This window comes from Georhizobium profundi (assembly GCF_003952725.1).
Classification (GTDB): Bacteria; Pseudomonadota; Alphaproteobacteria; order Rhizobiales; family Rhizobiaceae; genus Georhizobium; species Georhizobium profundi.
Genome location: NZ_CP032509.1, coordinates 2,342,895 through 2,365,647 on the forward strand (window position 1 = coordinate 2,342,895; position 22,753 = coordinate 2,365,647).

At 64.3% G+C, this 22,753-nt stretch carries 27 protein-coding genes; 12 read left to right on the forward strand and 15 right to left on the reverse strand.

The annotated features are described in order from the left end of the window. Positions 1–13 precede the first annotated feature (13 nt). Positions 14–823 (forward strand): tRNA 2-thiocytidine(32) synthetase TtcA, encoded by an 810-nt coding sequence (gene ttcA / locus D5400_RS11070; protein ID WP_126013116.1) that lies wholly within the window; start codon positions 14–16, stop codon positions 821–823. On the opposite strand, the gene D5400_RS11075 is transcribed toward ttcA, so the two are convergent. The 7 genes from D5400_RS11075 to purQ form a co-directional block, all read right to left on the reverse strand. Then, complete coding sequence (locus D5400_RS11075) at positions 807–2,090, reverse strand: multidrug effflux MFS transporter (protein ID WP_126010075.1); 1,284 nt, start codon at positions 2,088–2,090, stop codon at positions 807–809. The two genes, ttcA and D5400_RS11075, sit on opposite strands and share 17 nt — an antisense overlap. Before the next feature lie 13 nt (positions 2,091–2,103). Further along, positions 2,104–3,291 (reverse strand): multidrug effflux MFS transporter, encoded by a 1,188-nt coding sequence (locus D5400_RS11080; RefSeq protein WP_126013119.1) that lies wholly within the window; start codon positions 3,289–3,291, stop codon positions 2,104–2,106. A 319-nt stretch (positions 3,292–3,610) separates the two neighbouring features. Beyond that, complete coding sequence (grxD, locus tag D5400_RS11085; RefSeq protein WP_126010076.1) at positions 3,611–3,946, reverse strand: Grx4 family monothiol glutaredoxin; 336 nt, start codon at positions 3,944–3,946, stop codon at positions 3,611–3,613. A gap of 132 nt (positions 3,947–4,078) precedes the next feature. Then, a complete protein-coding gene (locus tag D5400_RS11090) occupies positions 4,079–4,312 on the reverse strand; it encodes a BolA/IbaG family iron-sulfur metabolism protein (RefSeq protein ID WP_126010077.1) in 234 nt (77 codons plus the stop codon). A gap of 45 nt (positions 4,313–4,357) precedes the next feature. Beyond that, complete coding sequence (purL, locus tag D5400_RS11095) at positions 4,358–6,598, reverse strand: phosphoribosylformylglycinamidine synthase subunit PurL (RefSeq protein WP_126010078.1); 2,241 nt, start codon at positions 6,596–6,598, stop codon at positions 4,358–4,360. A 51-nt stretch (positions 6,599–6,649) separates the two neighbouring features. Next, complete coding sequence (locus D5400_RS11100; protein ID WP_126010079.1) at positions 6,650–7,066, reverse strand: hypothetical protein; 417 nt, start codon at positions 7,064–7,066, stop codon at positions 6,650–6,652. Beyond that, on the reverse strand, positions 7,063–7,737 hold the full coding sequence (gene purQ / locus D5400_RS11105; RefSeq protein ID WP_126010080.1) for a phosphoribosylformylglycinamidine synthase subunit PurQ: 675 nt from the start codon (positions 7,735–7,737) through the stop codon (positions 7,063–7,065). The genes D5400_RS11100 and purQ overlap by 4 nt, the downstream gene beginning before the upstream one ends. 123 nt (positions 7,738–7,860) lie before the next feature. On the opposite strand from purQ, the gene kynA reads away from it, so the two are divergent. Both kynA and D5400_RS21705 read left to right on the forward strand, forming a co-directional pair. Further along, positions 7,861–8,700 (forward strand): tryptophan 2,3-dioxygenase, encoded by an 840-nt coding sequence (gene kynA / locus D5400_RS11110; RefSeq protein WP_205665460.1) that lies wholly within the window; start codon positions 7,861–7,863, stop codon positions 8,698–8,700. Positions 8,701–8,709: 9 nt separating this feature from the next. Then, entirely contained in the window at positions 8,710–8,832 is a 123-nt protein-coding gene (locus D5400_RS21705) for a hypothetical protein (protein ID WP_280987440.1), read from the forward strand. Between the two features lie 176 nt (positions 8,833–9,008). On the opposite strand, the gene purS is transcribed toward D5400_RS21705, so the two are convergent. Further along, positions 9,009–9,251, reverse strand: coding sequence for a phosphoribosylformylglycinamidine synthase subunit PurS (purS, locus tag D5400_RS11120; protein ID WP_126010081.1), 243 nt, complete (start codon positions 9,249–9,251; stop codon positions 9,009–9,011). An 18-nt stretch (positions 9,252–9,269) separates the two neighbouring features. Beyond that, positions 9,270–10,034 (reverse strand): phosphoribosylaminoimidazolesuccinocarboxamide synthase, encoded by a 765-nt coding sequence (purC, locus tag D5400_RS11125; protein WP_126010082.1) that lies wholly within the window; start codon positions 10,032–10,034, stop codon positions 9,270–9,272. A gap of 289 nt (positions 10,035–10,323) precedes the next feature. Between purC and D5400_RS11130 the strand changes: the two genes are divergently transcribed. After that, positions 10,324–10,647 carry a DUF1476 domain-containing protein gene (locus D5400_RS11130; protein ID WP_126010083.1) on the forward strand — a complete coding sequence of 108 codons (324 nt, stop codon included), beginning with the start codon at positions 10,324–10,326 and terminating at the stop codon, positions 10,645–10,647. 25 nt (positions 10,648–10,672) lie between these two features. Then, positions 10,673–11,437 (forward strand): HpcH/HpaI aldolase family protein, encoded by a 765-nt coding sequence (locus tag D5400_RS11135; RefSeq protein ID WP_126010084.1) that lies wholly within the window; start codon positions 10,673–10,675, stop codon positions 11,435–11,437. A 28-nt stretch (positions 11,438–11,465) separates the two neighbouring features. On the opposite strand, the gene D5400_RS11140 is transcribed toward D5400_RS11135, so the two are convergent. Then, a complete protein-coding gene (locus D5400_RS11140; protein WP_126010085.1) occupies positions 11,466–12,029 on the reverse strand; it encodes an RBBP9/YdeN family alpha/beta hydrolase in 564 nt (187 codons plus the stop codon). Positions 12,030–12,183: 154 nt separating this feature from the next. On the opposite strand from D5400_RS11140, the gene D5400_RS11145 reads away from it, so the two are divergent. Beyond that, positions 12,184–12,597: a hypothetical protein gene (locus tag D5400_RS11145; RefSeq protein ID WP_126010086.1), complete on the forward strand. Its 414-nt coding sequence runs from the start codon at positions 12,184–12,186 to the stop codon at positions 12,595–12,597. A 24-nt stretch (positions 12,598–12,621) separates the two neighbouring features. Here the strand turns inward: D5400_RS11145 and purB are convergent, their stop codons facing one another. From purB to D5400_RS11165, 4 genes are all read right to left on the reverse strand, one after another. After that, positions 12,622–13,929 carry an adenylosuccinate lyase gene (gene purB / locus D5400_RS11150; RefSeq protein ID WP_126010087.1) on the reverse strand — a complete coding sequence of 436 codons (1,308 nt, stop codon included), beginning with the start codon at positions 13,927–13,929 and terminating at the stop codon, positions 12,622–12,624. A gap of 89 nt (positions 13,930–14,018) precedes the next feature. Further along, positions 14,019–14,699 (reverse strand): ribulose-phosphate 3-epimerase, encoded by a 681-nt coding sequence (gene rpe, locus D5400_RS11155; RefSeq protein WP_126010088.1) that lies wholly within the window; start codon positions 14,697–14,699, stop codon positions 14,019–14,021. Between the two features lie 81 nt (positions 14,700–14,780). Further along, complete coding sequence (locus D5400_RS11160) at positions 14,781–15,797, reverse strand: P1 family peptidase (RefSeq protein ID WP_126010089.1); 1,017 nt, start codon at positions 15,795–15,797, stop codon at positions 14,781–14,783. A 5-nt stretch (positions 15,798–15,802) separates the two neighbouring features. After that, entirely contained in the window at positions 15,803–16,942 is a 1,140-nt protein-coding gene (locus D5400_RS11165; RefSeq protein ID WP_164527863.1) for an ABC transporter substrate-binding protein, read from the reverse strand. Positions 16,943–17,178: 236 nt separating this feature from the next. Here D5400_RS11165 and D5400_RS11170 point away from each other — a divergent pair, with 236 nt between their 5' ends. From D5400_RS11170 to D5400_RS11195, 6 genes are read left to right on the forward strand one after another with little or no spacing between them, the layout of a single operon-like run. Then, positions 17,179–17,673: a flavin reductase gene (locus tag D5400_RS11170; RefSeq protein ID WP_126010091.1), complete on the forward strand. Its 495-nt coding sequence runs from the start codon at positions 17,179–17,181 to the stop codon at positions 17,671–17,673. A gap of 17 nt (positions 17,674–17,690) precedes the next feature. Next, positions 17,691–18,614: an AAA family ATPase gene (locus tag D5400_RS11175; protein WP_126010092.1), complete on the forward strand. Its 924-nt coding sequence runs from the start codon at positions 17,691–17,693 to the stop codon at positions 18,612–18,614. A gap of 5 nt (positions 18,615–18,619) precedes the next feature. Then, positions 18,620–19,879 (forward strand): vWA domain-containing protein, encoded by a 1,260-nt coding sequence (locus D5400_RS11180; RefSeq protein ID WP_245451266.1) that lies wholly within the window; start codon positions 18,620–18,622, stop codon positions 19,877–19,879. A 16-nt stretch (positions 19,880–19,895) separates the two neighbouring features. Further along, the gene (locus tag D5400_RS11185; protein WP_245451267.1) at positions 19,896–20,243 is read left to right on the forward strand and encodes an XdhC family protein; all 348 of its coding nucleotides are present in this window, start codon (positions 19,896–19,898) and stop codon (positions 20,241–20,243) included. A 6-nt stretch (positions 20,244–20,249) separates the two neighbouring features. Continuing rightward, the gene (locus D5400_RS11190; protein WP_126010093.1) at positions 20,250–20,960 is read left to right on the forward strand and encodes an XdhC family protein; all 711 of its coding nucleotides are present in this window, start codon (positions 20,250–20,252) and stop codon (positions 20,958–20,960) included. A 3-nt stretch (positions 20,961–20,963) separates the two neighbouring features. Then, positions 20,964–22,580: an NTP transferase domain-containing protein gene (locus D5400_RS11195; protein ID WP_126010094.1), complete on the forward strand. Its 1,617-nt coding sequence runs from the start codon at positions 20,964–20,966 to the stop codon at positions 22,578–22,580. Here D5400_RS11195 and D5400_RS11200 read toward each other — a convergent pair. After that, positions 22,570–22,740 carry a DUF2256 domain-containing protein gene (locus D5400_RS11200; RefSeq protein ID WP_126010095.1) on the reverse strand — a complete coding sequence of 57 codons (171 nt, stop codon included), beginning with the start codon at positions 22,738–22,740 and terminating at the stop codon, positions 22,570–22,572. The genes D5400_RS11195 and D5400_RS11200 overlap by 11 nt on opposite strands. Between the last annotated feature and the right edge of the window lie 13 nt (positions 22,741–22,753).

Genomic DNA, 22,753 nt, shown 5'->3' on the forward strand with positions numbered 1-22,753 from the left:
CTATCCGCCGATCATGGCGAATGCGCCTTCGTCGGTGACGTTCAACAAGCTGCGCAAGCGGCTGTTGCGGCAGACGCGCCAGGCGATCGAGGATTTCCAGATGCTGCGGCCGGAAACGGGGACGACGCGTCCGCGCTGGCTCGTCGCGCTATCGGGCGGCAAGGATTCCTATGCGCTGCTTGCCGTCTTGAGCGAATTGCAGTGGCGCGGGCTTCTGCCGGTCGATCTCATCGCCTGCAATCTCGACCAGGGGCAGCCGAATTTTCCGAAGCACGTTCTGCCGGAGTTTCTCACCCGCAACGGCATTGCGCACCGGATCGAATATCGCGACACCTATTCGGTGGTGAAGGAGAAGGTGCCGGAAGGGGCCACCTATTGCGCGCTCTGCTCGCGCTTGAGGCGCGGCAATCTCTATCGGATCGCGCGTGAGGAAGGCTGCGAGGCGCTGGTGCTCGGCCATCACCGCGACGATATTCTGGAAACGTTTTTTCTGAACCTCTTCCACGGCGGCAAGCTGGCGGCGATGCCGCCCAAGCTCCTGAACGACGAGGGCGACCTTCTGGTGCTGCGCCCGCTTGCCTATTGTGCCGAGGACGAGCTGGCGAAGTTCGCCAGCGCCATGGAATTTCCCATCATTCCCTGCGACCTCTGTGGCTCGCAGGACGGGCTTCAGCGCAATGCGATGAAGGCGATGCTTTCCGACATCGAACGGCGCATGCCGGGTCGCAAGGACACGATGCTGAAGGCCTTGGCCAATGCCCGACCTTCGCATCTGCTCGACCCTAAGCTCTTCGATTTCGGCGCGATCAATCCACCGGCCTGACGAAGAGCTTGCCCCGTTCGGTGATGAGCACGATCACCAGCGCGATGCCGCCGAAGCCTGAGAAGGCCAGTGAGAGCGGGATGAGCGTGCCGTTGAAGGCTTGGCCGATCATGCCGCCAAGCAGCGCGCCGCCGGTGAACGATATGACGCCGATGACCGAGGACGCGGTGCCGGCGATGTGGCCGAGCGGCTCCATGGCGATGGAGTTGAAGTTGTTCGCCACCAGCCCGAAGGACAGCATGCAGCAGGCAAGCAGGATGTTCGCCACATAGAAGTTCGGCGTGCCGAACAGGCTGAGGACGAGCAGGATCGCTCCGAAGCTCATCATGGCAATGAGGGCGCCGTGCGAGATGAGGCGCATGCCGTAGCGCTGCACATAGCGGCCGTTGAGGATCGATGTAATCGCCATGCCGACGGCGCTGAGCGCAAAGCCGAGCGCGAACCAGTCGCCCATGCCGTAGATCGAATCGTACACCTGCTGGATCGACACGATGAACGAGAAGAGCGCGCCGAAGAGCAGCAGCGAGCCCAGCGTGTAGCCGACGGCGAGACGCGAACGGAACACTTCGCCGAACGCGTAGACGAGGCCCTTGAACGACAGCTCGATGCGCTCGGCGACCGGAAGCGTCTCCTTGAGGCGGAAGCCCGTCCAGCCGGCAAAGAGGAAGGCGGCGGCACCGAGGAAGGCGAAGATCGCCTGCCATTCCGCGACCAGCAGGATCGCCTGGCCGACCGCGGGCGCCATGATCGGCACGATCATGAACACGGTGAAGACATAGGACATGACGCGCGCCATGTCGCGGCCGCCATAGCAATCGCGCACAATCGCAGTGACGATAATGCGCACCGACGCGGCCCCGATGCCCTGGATGAGTCGCAGCACCAGCAGCGTGTTGAAATCATCGACGAAGAGCACGGCCAGCGAGGCAGCCGCATAGACTGCGATGCCGGGAAGCAGGACGGGCCTGCGGCCGAAGCGATCCGACAGCGGGCCGAAGAGGATCTGGGCGAGCCCGAAGCCGAGGGCGAAGACGGTGATGACGGCCTGACGGTCGTTCTCATTGACGACGCCGAGCGCCTCGCCGATCGCGGGGAGCGCCGGCAGCATGATGTCGATCGACAGCGCGATGATCGAGGTGAGGGCGGCGGCGAGCCCGATGAACTCGTAAAAGCCGATGCCGGCCCGGTCCGATCCGTTGAGCGGAGCGGGGGCCGGGTTGGGGGCCGGAGTGGCGGCAGCGCGGCCGATGGGGGAATTCTCGTTCATGGGACGATCCCGATCATAATCTTGAAAAGAGGCGGCCGCGTTCGGCGACCAGCACGAGAACGAATGCGATGAAGGACACGGCGCAGAAGCCGGCGACCAGTGGCAGCGCGGTGCCGTTATAGAGCTGGCCGATCAGCGCGCCGATCAGGCCGCCACCTGCCGTCTGGAGGAACCCGAGGACAGAGGAAGCGGTGCCGGCCACATGGCCCAATGGCTCCATGGCGAGTGCGTTGAAGTTCGCGCCGATCCAGCCGAACTGAAACATGGCCGCGATGAAGAAGACGAGGAAGAGCCAGAGCGGCAGGGTGCCGACCAGAGACGCGAGCAGCCAGACGAAGCAGACCGACATGAAGCCGACCAGCGCGCCATGGGACAGGGTGCGCATGCCGAAGCGGCCGACGAGGCGCGAATTGATGAAGGAGGAGAGCGCCATGAAGGTTGCGACCAGCGCGAAGACCGCCGGGAACCAGACACCGAGGCCGTAGACTTCGACGAAGATCTGTTGCGCGGAGTTCAAGAAGCCGAACATGGCGCCGAAAACCGCCGCGGTGGCGAAGGCGTAGCAGACCGACATGCGGTTCGACAGCACGATGCGGAAGGCTTCCATGATCTTGCCGAAGCGCAGCTCCCGGCGATCGGCCGGCTTCAGCGTCTCGGGCAAGCGAAGGGCGACCCATGCCAGCACCGCAAGCGCGACGAGCGCGATGAACACAAAGATCAGGTGCCACTCGCCGAAGAGCATGATCAGTTGGCCGAAGCCCGGCGCCAGGACAGGCACAACCATGAACACCATCATGACGATCGACATGATCTCCGCCATCTGACGGCCGCCGAAGACATCGCGCACCAGCGTGACGGCGATGACGCGGGTGGCTGCAGCGCCGATGCCTTGCGCCATGCGCAACAGCAGCAGCATGCCGAAACTCGAGGAAAAGGCGGCCAGCAGCGCGCAGACGGCGTAGATGACGATGCCGATCAGAAGCGGCTTGCGGCGCCCGAAGCGGTCGGCGATCGGCCCGAAGAAAAGCTGGGCGCCGCCGAAACCGACCACGTAGGCAGAGAGAACGAGCTGGCGCTGATTGGCATCGGCGACGCCGAGCGATTCGCCGATCTGCTGAAGGCTCGGCAGCATGATGTCGATCGACAGCGCGTTGAGCGCCATTAGCGAGGCGACCATCGCGATGAATTCCATCCGCGACAGAGGCGGCGGTGGTCCCGCGGGCGCCGGTGGTGCAGCGACGGCATCTCGCGATGCGGCATGGGCTGCCGATCGTATCGGTTGGTCGTCCATGGGAACCTCGGGTGCCGAAAGGCGAAAGACCCGAGGCGTGCGCAAGGCGGCACGGACGGGTGTCAGGTGCAGAAAATTGCTGCGAGCGCGAAGAGACTAGCCGGGATCGGTGTCAACGCAACCGGAAATCGTCCGGCAATGGATGAACGATCTGTATCGAAGGATCACCCAAAACGATGAAAGCCGCGGCGGGCGCGGCTTTCGGATCAGTTGATGGAGCTAGACGAGCTCAGGCGTTGCTGCGAACCGCGACGCCCTTGTCGGCAAAATGCGACTGCAGTTCCTGGTTCTGGAACATCTCGCGGATGATGTCGCAACCGCCGACGAATTCGCCCTTCACGTAGAGCTGCGGGATCGTCGGCCAGTTGGAGTAGTCCTTGATGCCCTGGCGCAGATCGGCATCGGCCAGAACGTTGATGCCTTTATAGTCGACGCCGACATAGTCGAGAATCTGCACGACCTGGCCGGAGAAACCGCATTGTGGGAACTGGGGCGTGCCCTTCATGAAGAGGACGACGTCGTTGTTCTTCACTTCATTGTCGATGAAATCGTTGATCGCGCTCATGAGAATGTCCTTCGTTTGCCGGTCGAGGCGCCGGCAACGGATTGGTGTCGGTGGCCTCTAGATAGGAGATCGGGCAGGCCTTGTCGAGTTTGCGCTCAAGGCAGCCACCGACGAAGCTGGGTTGAAGCCTAGTCAGTCCGGGGCGCTGGTTTGCAGTGCGAGTGCATGAAGCACGCCGCCCATGTTGCCCTTGAGCGCGTTGTAGACCATCTGGTGCTGCTGCACGCGGTTCTTGCCGCGAAAGCTCTCCGAGACGACTTCGGCGGCATAGTGATCGCCGTCGCCGGCGAGATCGCGGATGGTCACGCGCGCATCCGGAATGCCTTCCTTGATCATTTTCTCGATGTCACCGGCACTCATCGGCATGGGTGAGGGTCTCCTTGTTCGACGTCGGCCAGGATAGGCGGCGGGTCAGGCCACTGCGGCGGCCATCTGGTTCTCCATATAGTGAGGGAACCACGTTTCATGGGCGTCGCGCAATTGGCGAAGCGGGATAGCGAAGCGGTCATCCACTTTCAGCGCGTCGCCGGCAATTGTGCCCAGGCGGCGGAACGGCACGCCGGCGCCTTCGGCATTCATGCAGACGAAATTGGCGAGATCGGCCGGAACGGTGACGACATAGCGGGCCTGATCCTCGCCGAACAGCAGCGCATGGAGCGGCTGGCCGGACGACTGCGACGCGCTTTCGAGCGACAGTTCCATGCCGTGACCGGAGGCCAACGCCATTTCTGCAATCGTGATGGCGAGACCGCCGCTGGAAATATCGTGGCAGCTCGTCACCTGACCGTTGCGGATGGCCGAGCGCACGAAATCGCCATTGCGCTTTTCGAGCGCCAGATCGACCGGCGGCGGCGGACCATCGGCCTGGCCGAGGACATCTCGCAGATAGACCGACTGGCCGAGATGGGTGCCATCACCACCGAGCAGAATGACTGCATCACCGGCCTTGGCGCCACCGATGCGGGCCATCTGCTGCCAATCGGGCAGGATGCCGACCCCGGCAATGGTGGGCGTGGGCAGGATCGCCTCGCCATTGGTCTCGTTGTAGAGCGAGACGTTGCCCGAGACGATCGGGAAGCCCAGCACGCGGCAGGCTTCACCGATGCCCTCGATGGCCTTGACGAGCTGGCCCATGATCTCCGGGCGCTCGGGATTGCCGAAATTGAGGTTGTCGGTGGCGGCGAGCGGCTCGGCACCGACCGCTGTGATGTTGCGCCAGCATTCGGCCACGGCCTGCTTGCCGCCCTCGAAGGCATCCGCCTCGCAATAGCGCGGCGTCACGTCGGACGAGAAGGCAAGCGCCTTGGTCGCATGGCCTTCGACGCGCACCACGCCGGCATCGCCACCCGGCAATTGCAGCGAATTGCCCTGGATCAGCGTGTCATATTGCTCGTAGACCCAGCGGCGCGAGGCATTATTGGGCGAGCCGACGAGATCGAGAATCGCCTGGCCGTAATCGGCGGGCTCCTCGATCTGGCTTGCCGGCAGCGGCGAATAGAGGCCGGGCTCGCGCCATGGGCGATCATATTCCGGTGCCTCGTCGCCCAGTTCCTTGATCGGCAGGTTCGCGACTTCGACGCCCTGGTGGAGGATGCGGAAGCGCAGATCGTCCGTCGTCTTGCCGACGATGGCGAAATCCAGCCCCCATTTGGTGAAGATCGCCTCGGCTTCCGCTTCCTTTTCGGGGCGCAGCACCATGAGCATGCGCTCCTGGCTTTCCGACAGCATCATCTCATAGGCGCTCATCGCCTCTTCGCGCACGGGCACCTTGTCGAGATCGAGCTCGATGCCGAGGTCGCCCTTGGCGCCCATCTCGACCGCCGAGCAGGTGAGACCGGCCGCACCCATGTCCTGGATGGCGATGACGGCGCCCGACGCCATCAATTCCATGCAGGCTTCGAGCAGGCACTTCTCGGTAAAGGGATCGCCGACCTGCACGGTCGGGCGCTTCTCCTCGATCTTCTCGTCGAATTCGGCAGAGGCCATGGTGGCGCCGCCGACGCCGTCGCGGCCTGTCTTGGCACCGAGATAGACGACGGGCAGGCCGACGCCTTCGGCCTTGGAATAGAAGATCGCATCAGTCTTTGCGAGGCCGGCGGCAAAGGCGTTGACGAGGCAGTTGCCGTTGTAGCGGGCATCGAATTCGACTTCGCCGCCGACGGTCGGCACGCCGAAGGAATTGCCGTAGCCGCCGACGCCGGCGACGACGCCGGAGACGAGGTGGCGGGTCTTCGGGTGATCCGGAGCACCGAAACGCAGCGCGTTCATCGCCGCGATCGGCCGCGCGCCCATGGTGAAGACGTCACGCAGGATGCCGCCGACGCCGGTCGCCGCGCCCTGATAGGGTTCGATGTAGGAGGGGTGGTTGTGGCTCTCCATCTTGAAGACCACGCAGTCGCCATCGCCGATATCGACGACACCGGCATTTTCGCCGGGGCCCTGGATGACCTGCGGGCCCGTGGTCGGAAGCGTGCGCAGCCAGCGCTTGGAGGATTTGTAGGAACAGTGCTCGTTCCACATGGCCGAGAAGATGCCGAGCTCTGTGAAGGTCGGCTCGCGCCCGATCAGGTCGAGAATGCGCTGATACTCGTCCGGCTTCAGCCCATGGGCTTCGATCAATTCCGGGGTGATGGCGATCTTTTCAGGGAGCATGGGCATCTCGGATCTGTCGGCGTCGGTTAAGCGAGGTGATCGGGGCGGTGATCAGGCGGATGTCCCGCAGGAGGCGTCGCCGCTGGCGAAGCGCGCGATATCGCCGCGGATGCGGGGACCGGCAGCGCCATCGAGCAGCGGGCCAAAGCTCGTCACGGTTCCGGCGGCGCCGGAGGCCTGGACGACCAGAAGCGGCCTGCCGCCGAAATCGCCGCGCGGAACCAGGAGGAAGCGCGGCTGGCCGGAAAAGGAATTCAACTCGTTGGCGAAGCTGTAGCCGGCAAAGACCGGATCGCGGCTGGCGAACCAGCAGCGGTGGGCCGCGATTGCCACCTGCTCCATATTGCGCAGCGCCGCGCTCTTCTCCGACGAAGCGACCTCAGCCGGCACTTCGGCCGAAGGTTGCGTCTGGCAGCCGGCGAGCAGGGCGAGCGCTGCGATCAGGGCAAGGCGCGAGGCAGACATCATGCCGCGACGGCACCGAGAGCGGCTTCGAACAGCGGGCGACCATCGGCACCGCCATGGGCGGTTTCGATGAGATTTTCCGGATGCGGCATCAGGCCGAGCACGTTGCCGCGTTCGTTGACGAGGCCGGCGATGTCGTTGAGCGAGCCATTCGGGTTGGTGCCTTCGGCATAGCGGAAGACGACCTGGCCCTGATCCTCGATGCGCGCAAGCGTGTCCGGGTCGGCAAAGAAGTTGCCGTCGTGATGGGCGACCGGGCAGCGGATGATCTGGCCCTTGGTGTAGAGGCTGGTGAAGGCTGTCTGGGTGTTGACGACCTCGAGCTTCACTTCGCGGCAGACGAACTTCAGCGAGGCGTTGCGCATCAGCGCGCCGGGCAGGAGGCCGGCTTCCAGCAGGATCTGGAACCCGTTGCAGACGCCGATGACGCGCGTGCCGCGCGCCACCGCATCGCGGACCGCCTGCATGACGGGCATGCGCGCCGCGATCGCGCCGCAGCGCAGATAATCGCCATAGGAGAACCCGCCAGGGATCACGATGAGGTCCACATCGGCGGGGATGGTGGTTTCCGTCTGCCAGACCGTGATGGGCGGCGTGCCCGATATCTTGGTCAGCGCCGCGATCATGTCGCGGTCGCGATTGAGGCCCGGAAGGATGATGACGGCTGACTTCATGGGAGCGTCCGGATCGGTGGAAGGACTTCGCACCGCTTCTAGAACATGGCAGCCGTGAAGGCGAGGGTATTGCGGCGGTTTCTTGTGGCGAATATGCCTGAATGCGGCATTTCGGAGCAGGGCATGACGAACGACCAGGACAGCCGCGTCGAAGCAAGCATCGACCTCGATTTCACCGATCGCATGTCCTATGGCGACTATCTGCAGCTCGATACGCTGCTTTCCGCGCAAAAACCGCTGACCAGCGAGCCCGACGAGCCGCTGTTCATCGTCATCCATCACGTGCAGGAATTGTGGATATCGCTAATCCTGCACGAACTGGATTTCGCGATGGCCGCGATAAGGCAAGATCGGCCGGGCGTCGCCTTCAAGGCGCTTGCCCGCGTGGCCCGCATTCAGGAGCAGCTGGTCTCGGCCTGGGACGTGCTTTCCACCATGACGCCCTCCGACTATCTGACGTTTCGCGCCGCACTTGGGCAATCGTCCGGGTTCCAGTCTCACCAGTACCGGATGATGGAGATGAAGCTCGGCGCCAAGGACGAGAAGATGCTTGCGCCGCACCGCCACCACGCCGAGCACCATGCGCGCCTGCAGGCGGCGTTCAAGGCGCCGAGCCTCTACGACGAGGCGATCGCACTTCTGGCGCGGCAGGGCCTGCCGGTGCCCGACGCGCTTCTCAACCGCGATTTTTCGCGCAACCACGCCTATAGCGAGGCGCTGCGCGACACCTGGCTGACGGTCTACCGCAACACGGACCGCTATTTCGAGCTCTACGAGCTGGCGGAGAAACTGGTCGACGTGGAAGACAAGTTCCAGCAATGGCGCTTCCGCCACATGAAGACGGTGCAGCGCATCATCGGCTTCAAACAGGGCACCGGCGGTTCATCCGGCGTCGGCTATTTGAAGACGGCTCTCGACCGCTCGTTCTTTCCGGAACTGTGGGACGTGCGCACGGCACTTTGACAAGCATCCGTGTTCGAAGGGGTGCTGCGGTTCAGCCAACTCGCGCAGTTCGAGGCGACGCTCGATGCGGTCAAGCTGTTCGTCGTGGCGATCGATCTTGCGATAGATGTTGCCGACATCTGTCTGGATTGACAGCAGGTGACCTCGGATCGAGGTCAATTCCTGTCGGACGCCTGTGATCTCCGACCCCATCGATGACATGTCGGACTGCATCTTCTTGAGCAATTCGAACATCAGTTCGTTCGTCACATCGGTCACGGCGACCGTCTCCCATCCAGACCCTCGGGCTCAGCCCAGGGGTACAACCATCAGGCGATGTGGATAGAATAATCCTCGATCACCGTGTTGGCCAGGAGCTTGTCGCACATGGCCTTGAGGTCGGATTCGGCTTTCGTGCGGTCGTCGGTCTGCAATTCCAGGTCGAAGACCTTGCCCTGGCGGACATGGCCGACGCCGTCGAAGCCGAGTGCGCCGAGGGCGCCTTCTATCGCTTTGCCCTGCGGGTCGAGGACACCGTTCTTGAGCGTTACGGTTACGCGTGCCTTGATCACTCGTCTTTTCCTCGGATGCTATTTAACCAGGACGGGGCCGGTGCCGCGGACGGGTTCGTTCTCGTTCATGATGCCGAGGCGGCGCGCAACTTCCTGGTAGGCTTCGACGAGACCGCCGAGGTCGCGGCGGAAGCGGTCCTTGTCCATCTTCTCGTTGGTCTGGATATCCCAGAGACGGCACGAGTCGGGCGAGATTTCGTCGGCCACGATGATGCGCATCATGTCGCCTTCGAAGAGGCGGCCGCATTCGATCTTGAAGTCGACGAGCTGGATGCCGACGCCGAGGAAGAGGCCGGTGAGGAAATCGTTGACGCGGATGGCGAGCGCCATGATGTCGTCGATCTCTTGCGGGCTTGCCCAGCCGAAGGCGGTGATGTGCTCTTCGGAGACCATCGGGTCGTCGAGCGCATCGGCCTTGTAATAGAACTCGATGATGGAGCGCGGCAGGACGGTGCCTTCCTCGATGCCGAGGCGCTTGGCGAGCGAGCCGGCGGCGACGTTGCGCACCACGATCTCGAGCGGAATGATCTCGACTTCCTTGATCAGCTGCTCGCGCATGTTGAGCCGCTTGATGAAGTGCGTCGGGATGCCGATCCGGTTCAGATGCGTGAAGACGTATTCGGAAATCCTGTTGTTGAGGACGCCCTTGCCGTCGATGACATCGTGCTTCTTCTTGTTGAACGCGGTCGCGTCGTCCTTGAAGAACTGGATCAGAGTGCCAGGCTCCGGTCCTTCATAAAGGATCTTGGCCTTGCCTTCGTAGATGCGGCGGCGACGGTTCATGATGATCTTTTACTCTTGAGTGGCGGGCAAGGGTGTTCAAGCGGCTTGGTCAGCGCAGCCAGGTCCTGCCCGGATGATGGTCGTTGTGTCGTGGCGAGTGCTTATCCGATATGGCGTGCGGACACAATTGTTCCGTTCCGGCCATGCCCGACCTTTTCGTCTCAGGCACTGCATCGCTTCTCTGCGACATCGTTGCGGGCTGCCTTTTCAACGACATGGAATCCGACCATAGTCCGCCCCGACGGTGCCGAACAGGCACTGAAATGCGAACGGAAACGGGAGACGACGCATGGCTGCAAGCATGGACGACCGCCAGAAGGCATTCGAAAGCAAATTCGCCCATGACGCCGACCTGCGCTTCAAGGCCGAAGCGCGGCGCAACAAGCTTCTGGGACTTTGGGCAGCCGACCTGATCGGAAAGAAGGGCGACGACGCCGCGGAATACGCCAAGGAAGTGGTGAAATCCGATTTCCAGGAAGCGGGCGACGAGGACGTGTTCCGCAAGGTGCGCGGCGATCTCGATGCGGCAGGGGCGAATGTTTCCGATGAACAGCTGCGCGGCAAGATGATCGAGCTGATGGCCGAGGCCATCCAGCAGGTGCAAAGCAACTGACGTCTGAGCCGGGAGGAGGGCGATCGTGACGCTTGCCGATAAACTGAATGCCGGTGAAACGGTTCTGACGGCGTGGTCGACGCTCGCCGCGCCCGCTGTGGTGGAGCTTCTCGCTCGCGCCGATTTCGAAGCGGTGACGCTCGACATGCAGCATGGCGCCCACAGCGTCGACAGCGTGCATGACGGGATTCTCGCAATTGCCGCTGCAGGCAAGCCCGCGATCGTGCGCATACCAGTCGGGCGAAACGACATGGTCAGCCGGGCGCTCGATTTCAGCGCGGACGCCATCATCGCGCCGATGATCAACTCGGTGGAGGATGCGCGGGCGTTTGCCGCTCATGCCAAATATCTGCCGGTCGGGCAGCGTTCCTGGGGGCCGGCACGCGCGCTGTCGATGCGCGGGATCCAGAAGGGCCAGGACTATCTGAGTTCGGCCAATGACAAGACGGTCGCCTTCGCGATGATCGAGACGCGGGCGGCGCTTGCCTCGCTCGATGAGATCCTGGCCGTTCCGGGGATCGACGGCGTGTTCGTCGGACCTTCGGATTTCTCGATCTCGTGGACGAACGGCGCGGCAGTCGATCCGCACCATGAGGAGATGACCGAGGCGATTGCCGACATCGGGCGCCGGGCGAGGGCAGCGGGAAAGCATGCGGGCGTTTTCGTCTTCGATGCGCCGCGGACCCAATCCTACGTCAAGATGGGGTTCAACCTGCTCTCCGTCATTCACGACGGGGCTTATCTCTCGCTCGGCATGAGCACGATGCTCGACCAGGCGAGAAACGGCTGAACCACTGTGGTCGTAATGATCTCGTCGGTCAGACGACCGGTGGGCTCAGCTTCTGCAGGAATTTCGCGAAGACCAGAAGCCCCTCGGGCCAGGGGCCGTGGCCCGATTCGGCGTTGATGTGGCCGATCTCGCCACCGTCGACGAGCAGCGAGCCCCAGGCGCCCGCGATGTCCTCGGCGACGTCATAGGCGCAGAATGGGTCGTTGCGGCTTGCCACCACGATCGAGGGGAACGGCAGGGGTTCGCGCGAATAGGGACCGAAGGTCATCAGGTGCTTGGGTCGGATCGCCTCGTTCGCCACGTCGGGCGGTGCCACCAGGAATGCGCCGGCAATCGGTCGCCGATAATCCGCAATGGCCTGAACGGCCGTCGCCACGCCCAGAGAATGCGCAACGATGATCACGGGGCGGGTCGACGCGTTCACGGCGTCTGCCATGCTCGCGGTCCACTCGGCGCGGTCGGGCTTCGACCATGAGGCCTGTTCGACGCGCCGTGCGGTGGAGAGCTTCGCTTCCCAGCGGGTCTGCCAGTGGTCAGGTCCGGAATTGGTGTAGCCGGGGACGATGAGGATATCGGTTTCTGCAGCTTTCATGGTCAAGCTCATGTGCGTTTGCGGCGAAGCCATGTCAACTGCGTTGCTCGACTTCTGCACGTCCTTGAATGGGAATTGAATGGGCCCATTCAAGGGCAGTTTGGCCGGCTTGGTCTAATCCCTCGTTTCAGTTGAGATACGAAAGGATCAGACCATGACGAACGAATTTTCAGAGACCGCCGGCCAGTCGGCCGCAACCGTCACGCCACCGAACGCCGCTGATGGCGCGCAAGCGCTGGAGCGGCGTATGGCACGGATCGAGGCGCAGCTTGAGCGACTTGCCGTCGCGCTTCAAACCTCAACAGCAAACCGGACGGATGCAGCGGCTGCTGCCGGACGCGATGCCGAGCCGGTCGACGGCGTCGAGCTTGGCGGCCGGGCGAAGGTCGAGACGCTTCACCGTGAACCGACAGCAAGCCGTGTGACGGCCAAGCGCGTGTCGGACGGCGTTGCCAGCTCCATGGCCGGAGCCGATGCCACTGTGCGCGACTGGTTCGACCGCAGGCCGTTCCTGTTCATGACGGGGCTCTTCATTGCGGCCCTCGTCGTTTTCCAGATCATCGATTAAGCGCAGACCGGATGGCGGGGCCGCTCAGGCCTCGCCGAAGACGCGGACAAAGATCGTGTCGACGTGCTTGGTGTGATAGGCGAGATCGAACTTCTCGCGGATCTGGTCTTCCGAAAGGGCGGCCGTGACTTCAGCGTCGGCGAGGAGCTCCGTCAGGAAGTCCTTGCCTTCCTCCCAGACCTTCATCGCGTTGCGCTGGACGAGGCGGTAGGAATCCTCGCGGCTGACGCCGGCCTGGGTCAGCGCCAGCAGAACGCGCTGCGAGTGGATCAGGCCGCGGAACTTGTTCATGTTGGCCAGCATGTTGTCTGGGTAGATCACCAATTTCTCGATGACGCCGGCGAGGCGGTTCAGCGCGAAGTCAAGCGTGATCGTGGTGTCCGGGCCAATGGCGCGCTCGACGCTCGAATGGCTGATGTCCCGCTCGTGCCAGAGTGCGACATTCTCGAGCGCCGGCGTGACCGACATACGGACGAGGCGGGCGAGACCGGTCAGATTTTCGGTAAGCACCGGGTTACGCTTGTGCGGCATGGCGGACGAGCCCTTCTGGCCGGGCGAGAAGAACTCTTCCGCTTCCAGGACCTCGGTGCGCTGCATGTGCCGGATTTCGATGGCAACGTTTTCGATCGACGAGGCGATGACGCCGAGCGTTGCGAAGAACATGGCGTGGCGGTCGCGCGGAATGACCTGGGTGGAGATCGGCTCGGGCTTCAGGCCGAGCTTGGCGCAGACATGCTCTTCCACGGACGGATCGATATTGGCGAAAGTGCCGACGGCGCCCGAAATCGCGCCGGTGGCGATCTCTGCACGGGCGGCGACGAGCCGGTCGCGGCCGCGCGCCATTTCGGCATAGAAGCGCGCGAAGGTGAGGCCCATCGTGGTCGGCTCGGCATGGATGCCGTGGCTGCGACCGATGCGGACGGTATCCTTGTGCTCGAAGGCGCGCTTCTTCAGCGCAGCCAGAACGCGGTCCATATCGGCGAGAAGCAGGTCGGCAGCGCGCACGAGTTGGATGTTGAGCGTCGTGTCGAGAACGTCCGACGAGGTCATGCCCTGGTGCACGAAGCGGGAGTCCGGCCCGATGAATTCGGCAAGATGGGTCAGGAAGGCGATGACGTCGTGCTTGGTGACGGCTTCGATTTCATCGATGCGGGCGACGTCGAATTCGGCTTTGCCGCCTTTTTCCCAGATGGTGGCGGCGGCTTCCTTGGGGATGACGCCAAGCTCGGCCAGCGCGTCGCAAGCATGCGCCTCGATCTCGAACCAGATGCGGAACTTCTGTTCCGGCGACCAGATGGCGACCATGTCGGGGCGGGAATAGCGCGGGATCATCGGCGGGCCTGTCTTTGACGATGGAAAGGGAAGCTGCGGAGCCTCTAGCAGAGCTGGTCGGCTTGCTCAAATGTGGTGCACGAAGTCGCTCAGCGCGCGGCCTCGGCGGCCTGGCGGATGGCGTCGATATTGGCGCGGTAACCCTCGACGCCGTCACCCTTGAAGACGGCCGAACCGGCGACGAGCGCGTTGACGCCGGCGGCCGCGGCAAGCGGTGCGGTCTCGGGCGTGATGCCGCCATCGATCTCGAGATCGATCGGCCGGTCGCCGATCATGGCATTGAGCTTGCGGCACTTCTCGACGACGCCGGGTATGAATTTCTGGCCGCCGAAGCCCGGATTGACGCTCATGACGAGGATGAGATCGACCATGTCGAGGACATATTCGACGACATGCTCGGGCGTTCCGGGGTTGAGCGAGACGCCGGCCTTCTTGCCGAGCGCACGGATCGCCTGCAGCGAGCGGTGCAGATGCGGGCCGGCTTCGGCATGGACGGTGATGATGTCGCAGCCGGCTTTGGCGAAGGCTTCGAGATAGGGGTCGGTGGGCGCGATCATCAGGTGGCAATCGAAGACCGCGTCGGTATGGGGTCGCAGCGCCTTGATGACATCGGGACCGTAGGAAATATTCGGAACGAAATGGCCGTCCATCACGTCGAGATGGATCCAGTCGGCGCCGGCTTCGACGACGTCGCGGACTTCTTCGCCGAGGCGGGCATAGTCGGACGCGAGGATCGAGGGAGCGATACGGATCGGGCGCTTGGCGGACATTGTGCGGGGTCTCCGGGATTTCTGGCGGCGCGCGGACGCGTTAACACCTGTGGCCGGGCGGCACAACGCGCGTGGGCGCGCTCAGCGCGGCGCATCCCCGAATTTCTGGCGCCATGTGGGCAGGACGTCGCCCTCGGCAGGCGTTGCGGCATAGACGCCGCGCGCGATGGCGCGGGCCATAGTGGCCGATGCGGCAGCACAGAGCGCGATCGCATCAGTGTCGGCAAAGGCGCGACCACTCGTGCCGGTGGCAAGCGCGAAGATGAGGTCGCCATCCATCGGCGTATGGGCCGGCCAGATGGCGCGGGCGAAGCCGTCATGGGCGGCACTCGCCAGGCGCTTTGCCTCAGCCTTGGTCAGCACGGCGTCGGTGGCAATCACCGCGATCGTGGTGGCACCGCCGGGCTCGTGTGTGCTGAGCTTGGTGATGATATGGTCGGCATCTTGCGGCATGGTGGCGGGTAGGCCGAGGCCGCCGAATTCGCCATTCTTCTCGAACGGCGCTGCCAGGAAATGGCCCCGATCGCCGAACCCGACGGAGCCGACGGCATTGACGGCGACGAGCGCGGCGATGGTCGTGCCATCGGACAGGACGGTGGATGCCGTGCCGAGACCGCCCTTCAGGCCGGCGGTGAGCGCGCCGACGCCGGCGCCAGCGGAGCCGATCGCAAAGGTCTTTGCGGCAGCTTGTGCGGCATCATAGCCGAGCTCGCGGTAGGGCGGGTAGCGGCCCCAGGCCTTGTCGCCGCCATTCATCAGATCGAACAGGATGGCGGCCGGCACGATCGGTATGCGGTGATCGCCAACGGCAAAGCCGCGCCCCGTTTCACGCAGGCGCGCCTGGACGCCCGAGGCTGCATCGAGTCCGAAGGCGGAGCCGCCGGCGAGCACAATGGCATCGACCGCGGCAACGGTGTTTTCGGGCTCAAGAAGATCGGTTTCGCGCGTGCCGGGCGCACCGCCAAGGATCTTGACCGCGGCGGTGGCGGGCCGATCGCAGACGACGACGGTGACGCCCGATTTCAGGCGATGATCCTCGGCATTGCCGACGAGCAGGCCCGAAACATCCGTCAAACTGTTGGTCGACCCGGGGCGCATGGTGTCTACCGACTTGCGCGCTCAGCGCCATCGAGCGGCACGAGGCGGCCATCCTGCGAAATGCGCAGCACGTAGGGCGCCTCGTCGGACTGGTCGGTGCCGAACTCGACCGGTCCGATCGCTGTCGCGAAGGTTTCCGTGCGCAGCGTCTCGGCGAGGTCCGTTTCAGCGCTCGATGCCAGAGCCTTGGCGGCGGCGGCGATTTCGGCGGCGGCGTAGATGGGCAGCAGATAGGCGTCGTCGGCGCGGCGGTCGAGATCGTCGCGCTCGCGCAGCAGGGTTTCGATCGCTTCGATGGCACCGGCTGCTTCGTCGTCAGGTGCCGGGCGTTCGGCGACCATTGCCAACACGCCGTCGGGAAGCGGGGCCGCACCATCGGCAGCCTGTAGCGCATCGCCGCCCATGAAGGTGAGGTTCAGACCTGCCTGAGCGGCATCGCGCGCCATGATTGCGACATCGGCCCGGTCGCCACCGACGAAGACGTGGCTGACGCCGGCGGCGGCGAGCCGTCGGACGAGGCCGAATTGCAGCTCCTCGGCGGGACGGTAATTGTCGATGAAGCTTGGCGTGATGCCGCCTTGCTCCAGTTCAAGCCGCACGGTTTCGGCGAGATCTCGGCCATAGATCGTGCCGTCTTCGATCAGCGCGAAGGGCTGGTCGGACCAGCGCGCGGCAATGGCTTGCGCGATCGCCGTCGCTTCCGCTTCGGCGGAAGGTGCAATGCGGAAGAGCGGCCAACCGCCCGCCAGCGCATCTTCCATGACGATGCCGGCTCGCAGGCTGACGCTGATTGCCGGAATGTCGGCATCGGCCAGGATCGGCATCACCTGGTTGACCGTCTCGGCACAGAAGAGACCGATGACGGCATCGACATCGGAATCAACCATGAGTTCGGCCGCACCTGCCGCGTTCGCATCGCTGCAGGGCTCGACCGCGTCAATGATGGTGACCGACAGATCGGTGTGGGAGGTTGCAAAGGCATCGAGCGCGATGCCTGCCTGTTCGCCGATGATCGCGAGCGTGCCATCCGTCGGCGCGATGAGGCCGAGACGCAGTTCCTCAGCGCTTGCGGCCGCAGGCAGCATCGCGACCGCCGCGGCAAGCGCGACTGCCTGACCAGAGCTTTTGGCAACGGCTTTCACCACGAGGTTCGTCCCTTCGAAATTCCAGCCTGATGTGTAGACGCAAGGCGCCGCCGTTCCAACATCAAATAGCGTCCTGACATGCTTAGCTTGAGCCCGCATGTGCGATGCGCGGATTGACGACGGCGCCGTCAAAGGCGCAAGAGCGCTCCTGTAATTGCGTCATTCACCGCCTATGTAAAAGGAGCGGGCGCGCGCGGCTCGTGCCTGCCTGCCACAAACGTTTCTCGAGGTTCCTGGTGCTTCACAAGCAGTCGATCACGCCCGAAGACTATCGCGAAGCCATGAGCCGGTTCGCCGGGCATGTGCATGTGGTGACGGCGGAATTCGACGGCGTCAAACGCGGCATGACGGCGACGGCGTGCTGCTCGGTGTCCGATGCGCCGCCAACGGTGCTGGTCTGCATCAACCGCACGAACCCGCGCAACGAAACGTTCTTCAACGCGGGTTCCTTCGCGATCAACACGCTGGCGATCGATCACGTGCCGGTCGCCAATGCCTTTTCCGGCTTCGCGGATATGACGGATGAGGAACGGTTTTCGGTTGGCGCGTGGGACACGATCACGACCGGCGCGCCCACGCTTGCCGATGCGCGCGCGGTTTTCGACTGTCGCGTGCTCGAACTAAAGCCCATGTCGACGCATATGGTGGTGTTCGGGCAGGTTGTCGGACTGAGGCTGGGCGAACACCGACCGGCTCTCATCTATCTCGACCGGAAGTACCGGGACCTCTGAGGAGCCTTGGAGACGCCATGTCCGACGCACACGCCATTCCCGCCTCGATCGACGAGACGCTGACGCTGCTCAATGCCAATGACTACGTTGCCGGGCGCGATCTGGCGACGGTGGTGTTTCTGGCGCTGAAGATGAAGCGGCCGCTGTTCCTGGAAGGCGAGGCGGGCGTCGGCAAGACCGAAATCGCCAAGGTGCTGGCCAAGGGCCTCGACCGGCCACTGATCCGGCTCCAATGCTACGAAGGCCTCGATGTCGCCTCGGCCGTCTACGAGTGGAACTATCCGGCGCAGATGCTCGAAATCCGCATGGCGGAAGCGACGGGCGGCACAGATCGGAATGCGATCGAGAAGGGCATCTTTTCCGACAAGTATCTGATCCGTCGCCCTGTTTTGCAGGCACTGGAGGCCAAGGACGGCCGTGCGCCGGTGTTCCTCATCGACGAGCTCGACCGGACCGACGAGGCCTTCGAGGCGTTTCTGCTCGAAGTGCTGTCCGACTATCAGGTGACGATCCCGGAGATCGGAACGATCAAGGCGGATGAGCCGCCGATCGTGATCATCACGACGAACCGGACACGCGAGATCCACGACGCACTGAAGCGCCGCTGTCTCTATCATTGGGTGGATTATCCCAATGCCGAGCGCGAGCTCGAGATCGTGCGGCGCAAGGTGCCGAACTGCAATGCGGATCTATCGCGCCAGGTGGTGGCCTATGTGCAGAAGCTGCGCACCATCGATCTTTTCAAGAACCCGGGTGTGGCCGAGACGATCGATTGGGCGAGCGCGCTGACCGAGCTCGACCGCATGGCGCTCGATCCGCAGACTGTGTCGGATACGCTGGGCACGCTGTTGAAGTACCAGGAAGACATTGCGCGGATCGGCACCGGCGAAGGCCGCAAGATCCTCGACGAGGTGAAGGCGGGCCTGGCCGCGGCGGAGTGAGCGCGATGGTCACCGATCTTGAGATCATGAAGCCGGCCACGACGGACGCCTTTGACGGGCGGCTTGCCGACAACATCGTCTATTTCGCGCGCACGCTGCGCAAGGCCGGCATGCGTGTCGGCCCAGCCGCGGTGACCGATGCGATCGAGGCGGTGAAGACGGCCGGCGTCGGCGATCGCGACGATTTCTACTGGGTTCTGCATTCGGTGCTGGTCAACCGGCACGAGGACCATGTGATCTTCGACGAGGCCTTCCGGCTCTATTGGCGGTCGCGCGACCTCGTCGAGAAGATGATCGCGATGTTCTCGCCGGTCGCGCCCGACATGCGCGAACGCCAGAAGCTGAAGGCCGGTGAAACCCGCGTTTCGCAGGCGCTGTTCGAGGGGCACGAGAAGGCCCGCCCGCCGGAAGAAAAGCCTGAGATCGAGGTGGATGCGCGCTTTTCGTCATCCGGCAACGAGGTTTTGCGCAAGACGGATTTCGCGCAGATGACGGCGCCGGAGATCGCGCGCGCCAAGAAGGCGCTTGCCGATCTGGTGCTGCCGGACGACCGGGTGGTGACGCGGCGGTTTCGACAGACGCACCGGCCGGGGCGGATCGATCCGCGTGCCACGATGCGCGGCGCGCTGCGCAGTGGCGGCGAACTGATCCTGCCGGCCTTTCGCACGCAGCGCGAGGTGCATCCGCCGCTGGTGGTGCTGGCCGATATTTCCGGATCGATGAGCCAGTACACGCGGATATTCCTGCATTTTCTTCATGTGCTGACGGAGCGGCGCCGACGGGTCCACACCTTTCTCTTCGGCACGCGGCTGACGAATGTGACGCGGCAGATGCGGCACAAGGACCCCGACGAGGCGCTGGCGGAATGCGCGGACGCCGTGAAGGACTGGCAGGGCGGGACGCGGATCGCGACGACGCTCGCAGAATTCAACCGGCTCTGGGGCCGGCGCGTGCTCGGCCAGGGTGCGGTGGTGCTGATCATCACCGACGGGCTGGAGCGCGACGGCACCGACGATCTGTCCCGCGAGATGGACCGGCTTCACCGATCCTGCCGGCGGCTGATCTGGCTGAACCCGCTCTTGCGCTTCGACGGGTTCGAACCGCGCGCCCGCGGCGTGCAGGCGATGCTGCCGCATGTGGACGAATTCCGCGCGGTGCATAATCTGGACGCGATCAGCGGGCTGGTGGCAGCGCTTGGCGCCGGCAAGAGCCGCGATGCGGACCCGAGGCGCTTCATGACCGCAAGGCGTCTTGCTGCGGCCTGAACAAGGAGATGTGACGATGATGACGCAATCCACCATGCTATCTGCCGTGCTCGCCGACGATCCGCTGGTGATCGCCGAGGGCTGGGCGAAAGAGGGGCGTTCGGTCGCCGTTGCGACGGTTGTCGAGACCTGGGGCTCGGCGCCACGCCCCGTCGGCAGCCATCTGGTGATCGATGGCGAAGGCAACTTCGAAGGGTCGGTGTCCGGCGGCTGCGTCGAGGGTGCGGTCGTCTCCGAAGCGATGGATGTGATTGCTGCGGGAGCGCCGCGGATGCTGGAATTCGGGGTCGCCGACGAGACCGCTTGGCGGGTCGGGCTTTCCTGCGGCGGGCGCATTCGCGTCTATGTCGAGAAACTGGGCTGAACGGCCGTGGAACAGACACTTCTGCAGGCGTTGAACGCGGAACGGCAGGCGCGGCGCGCCGTAATCCGCCTGACGGCACTCGATGGTACCGACGACCGGCTCGTGCGCGAAGGCGAGACGATCGACGGGCCGCTGGCACCGATCGTGGAGGCGGCGTTTCGGCGCGGAACGTCCCGCATGGAGGAGGTGGAGGGAGGAAGCTACTTCCTCAACGTGCATGTGCCGCCGCCGCGGATTGTGGTGATCGGCGCGGTCCATATCAGCCAGGCCCTGGCGCCGATGGCTGCGCTTGCCGGTTACGATCTGACGATCATCGACCCGCGCACGGCCTTTGCGACGCAGGAGCGCTTTGCCGGCACGCAGCTTTTCGCCGACTGGCCGGAAGACGTGCTGAAGGATATGCCGCTCGATCGCTACACGGCGCTCGTCGCCGTCACGCACGATCCGAAGATCGACGATGATCCGATCAAGGCGGCGCTTGAGGCGGGCTGCTTTTATGTGGGTGCGCTGGGGAGCCGGAAAACGCATGGCAAGCGGCTGGAACGGCTGGGTGAGGCGGGTGTGAGCGAGGACGCGGCTTCCCGCATCAAGGCGCCGATCGGGCTCGACATCGGCGCGGCGAGCCCCGGCGAGATTGCCGTCGCGATCCTTGCCGAGATCATCGAGAGCCTGCGTCGGCGGCCGCTTGTCGCGCCCTCCGGATCAGCGGGCGGATGAGCCATGCGGTTTGCTGAACTGCCCATTGGCGAGGCCGAAGATGCGCTTCTTGCCCATTCGGTGAAAGCGGCTGCGGTGCGGTTGCGCAAGGGCCACCGGCTGACGGCGCAGGATATTGCAGACCTCGATGCGGCCGGCGTTGCGACGGTCTTTGCGGTGGCGCTCGATGCTGGCGACGAGCCGGAGGACCCGGCTGCCGCCCGGCTTGCAGCCGCGCTTCATTCCGACCACGTGACGATCGGCGAGGCGGCGACGGGACGCGTCAACATCTTCGCTGCGGCTTCCGGGCTCTTCCGGGTCGATGCAGCGGGCGTCGACGCGCTGAACCGGGTGGATCCTGCCATCACCTTCGCCTGCTTGAAAGATCGAAGCCCCGTGAATGCCGGGGACATAGTCTCGACGATCAAGATCATTCCACTTGCCGTCGCCGGCCCGGCGCTTGCAGAAGCCACGATGGCGATCGCCCAAACGGGATTGATCGGTGTCACGCCGTTTCGCTCTGCCAAGGTCGCGCTCATCGCGACCACGCTGCCAAGCCTGAAACCGAGCGTGATGGACAAGACCAGGGCGCTGCTGGAAGTGCGGCTTGCGCCTTCCGGCAGCACGCTTTTGAGTGAAACACGCGTGGCGCATGAAACCGGTGTGCTTGCTGAGGCGCTGCGCAACACGGTGAATGGTGCCGATATTCTCATCGTGTTCGGTGCTTCGGCCGTCGCGGACCCTTACGATGTGATCCCCGAGGCGATCCGGCAGGCGGGCGGTCAGGTCGAGGCTGTCGGCATGCCGGTCGATCCCGGCAATCTGCTGGTCCTGGGTGCGATCGACGGCAAGCCGGTGATCGGTGCGCCGGGCTGCGCGCGCAGCCCCAAGGAAAATGGGTTTGACTGGGTGCTGGCGCGCATTCTTGCCGGTGAAACCGTGACGCGCGCGGACATTGCCGGGATGGGCGTCGGCGGGCTCCTGACGGAGATCGCGAGCCGGCCGCAGCCGCGCATCGTCCGGCAGTATGTGTCGCAGCCAACGGTTGGTGGCGTGCTGCTTGCAGCCGGCAAGGCAAGCCGCATGGGCATCGATGGTGCGCACAAACTTCTGGCGGAGTTCGATGGCGAAGCGCTGGTGTGGCGAACGGCCCGGGCGGGACTGGACGCCGGCCTGACGCCGCTGATCGCCGTGACCGGCCACCGCACAGATGAGGTGACGGCGGCGCTTGCCGGGCTCGATCTGGTGACGCTCACCAACCCGGCTTATGCCAGCGGCATGGCATCCTCGCTGAAGGCCGGGATCGCCGCGCTCGACGCCGATATCGACGGGGCGATCATCCTCCTCGCCGACATGCCGGGTATAGGCCCGGGCGAGATCGGTAAGCTCATTAATGCTTTCCAGCGCGCCGGCGGCGAGGCGATCGTGCGGGCGGCGAGCGGCGAGAAGCGGGGAAACCCGGTTATCCTTCCGCGGTCGACCTTCGATGCGGTGCTGGCACTGGAGGGAGACGTCGGCGCGCGCCAGATCGTGGAGACGAGCGGGCTTCGGATCATCGATGTCGATATCGGGCAGGCGGCGCAGCTCGACGTGGACACGCCAGAAGCGGTGGCCGCCGCCGGCGGCGTGCTCAGGGCCTGAGGGTCGGCTTGACGTCCGTTGGGCGGTTGCGTCGGCAGCGCTCGGAACAGTAGCGCACCTCGTCCCAGGTCTTTGCCCAGCTCTTGCGCCAGACCATGGGCCGTCCGCAGGCCTGGCAGGGCTTTTCCGGCAGGTCGGATTTCTTGCGCATCTTCGCCATCGCGTGGAAGATA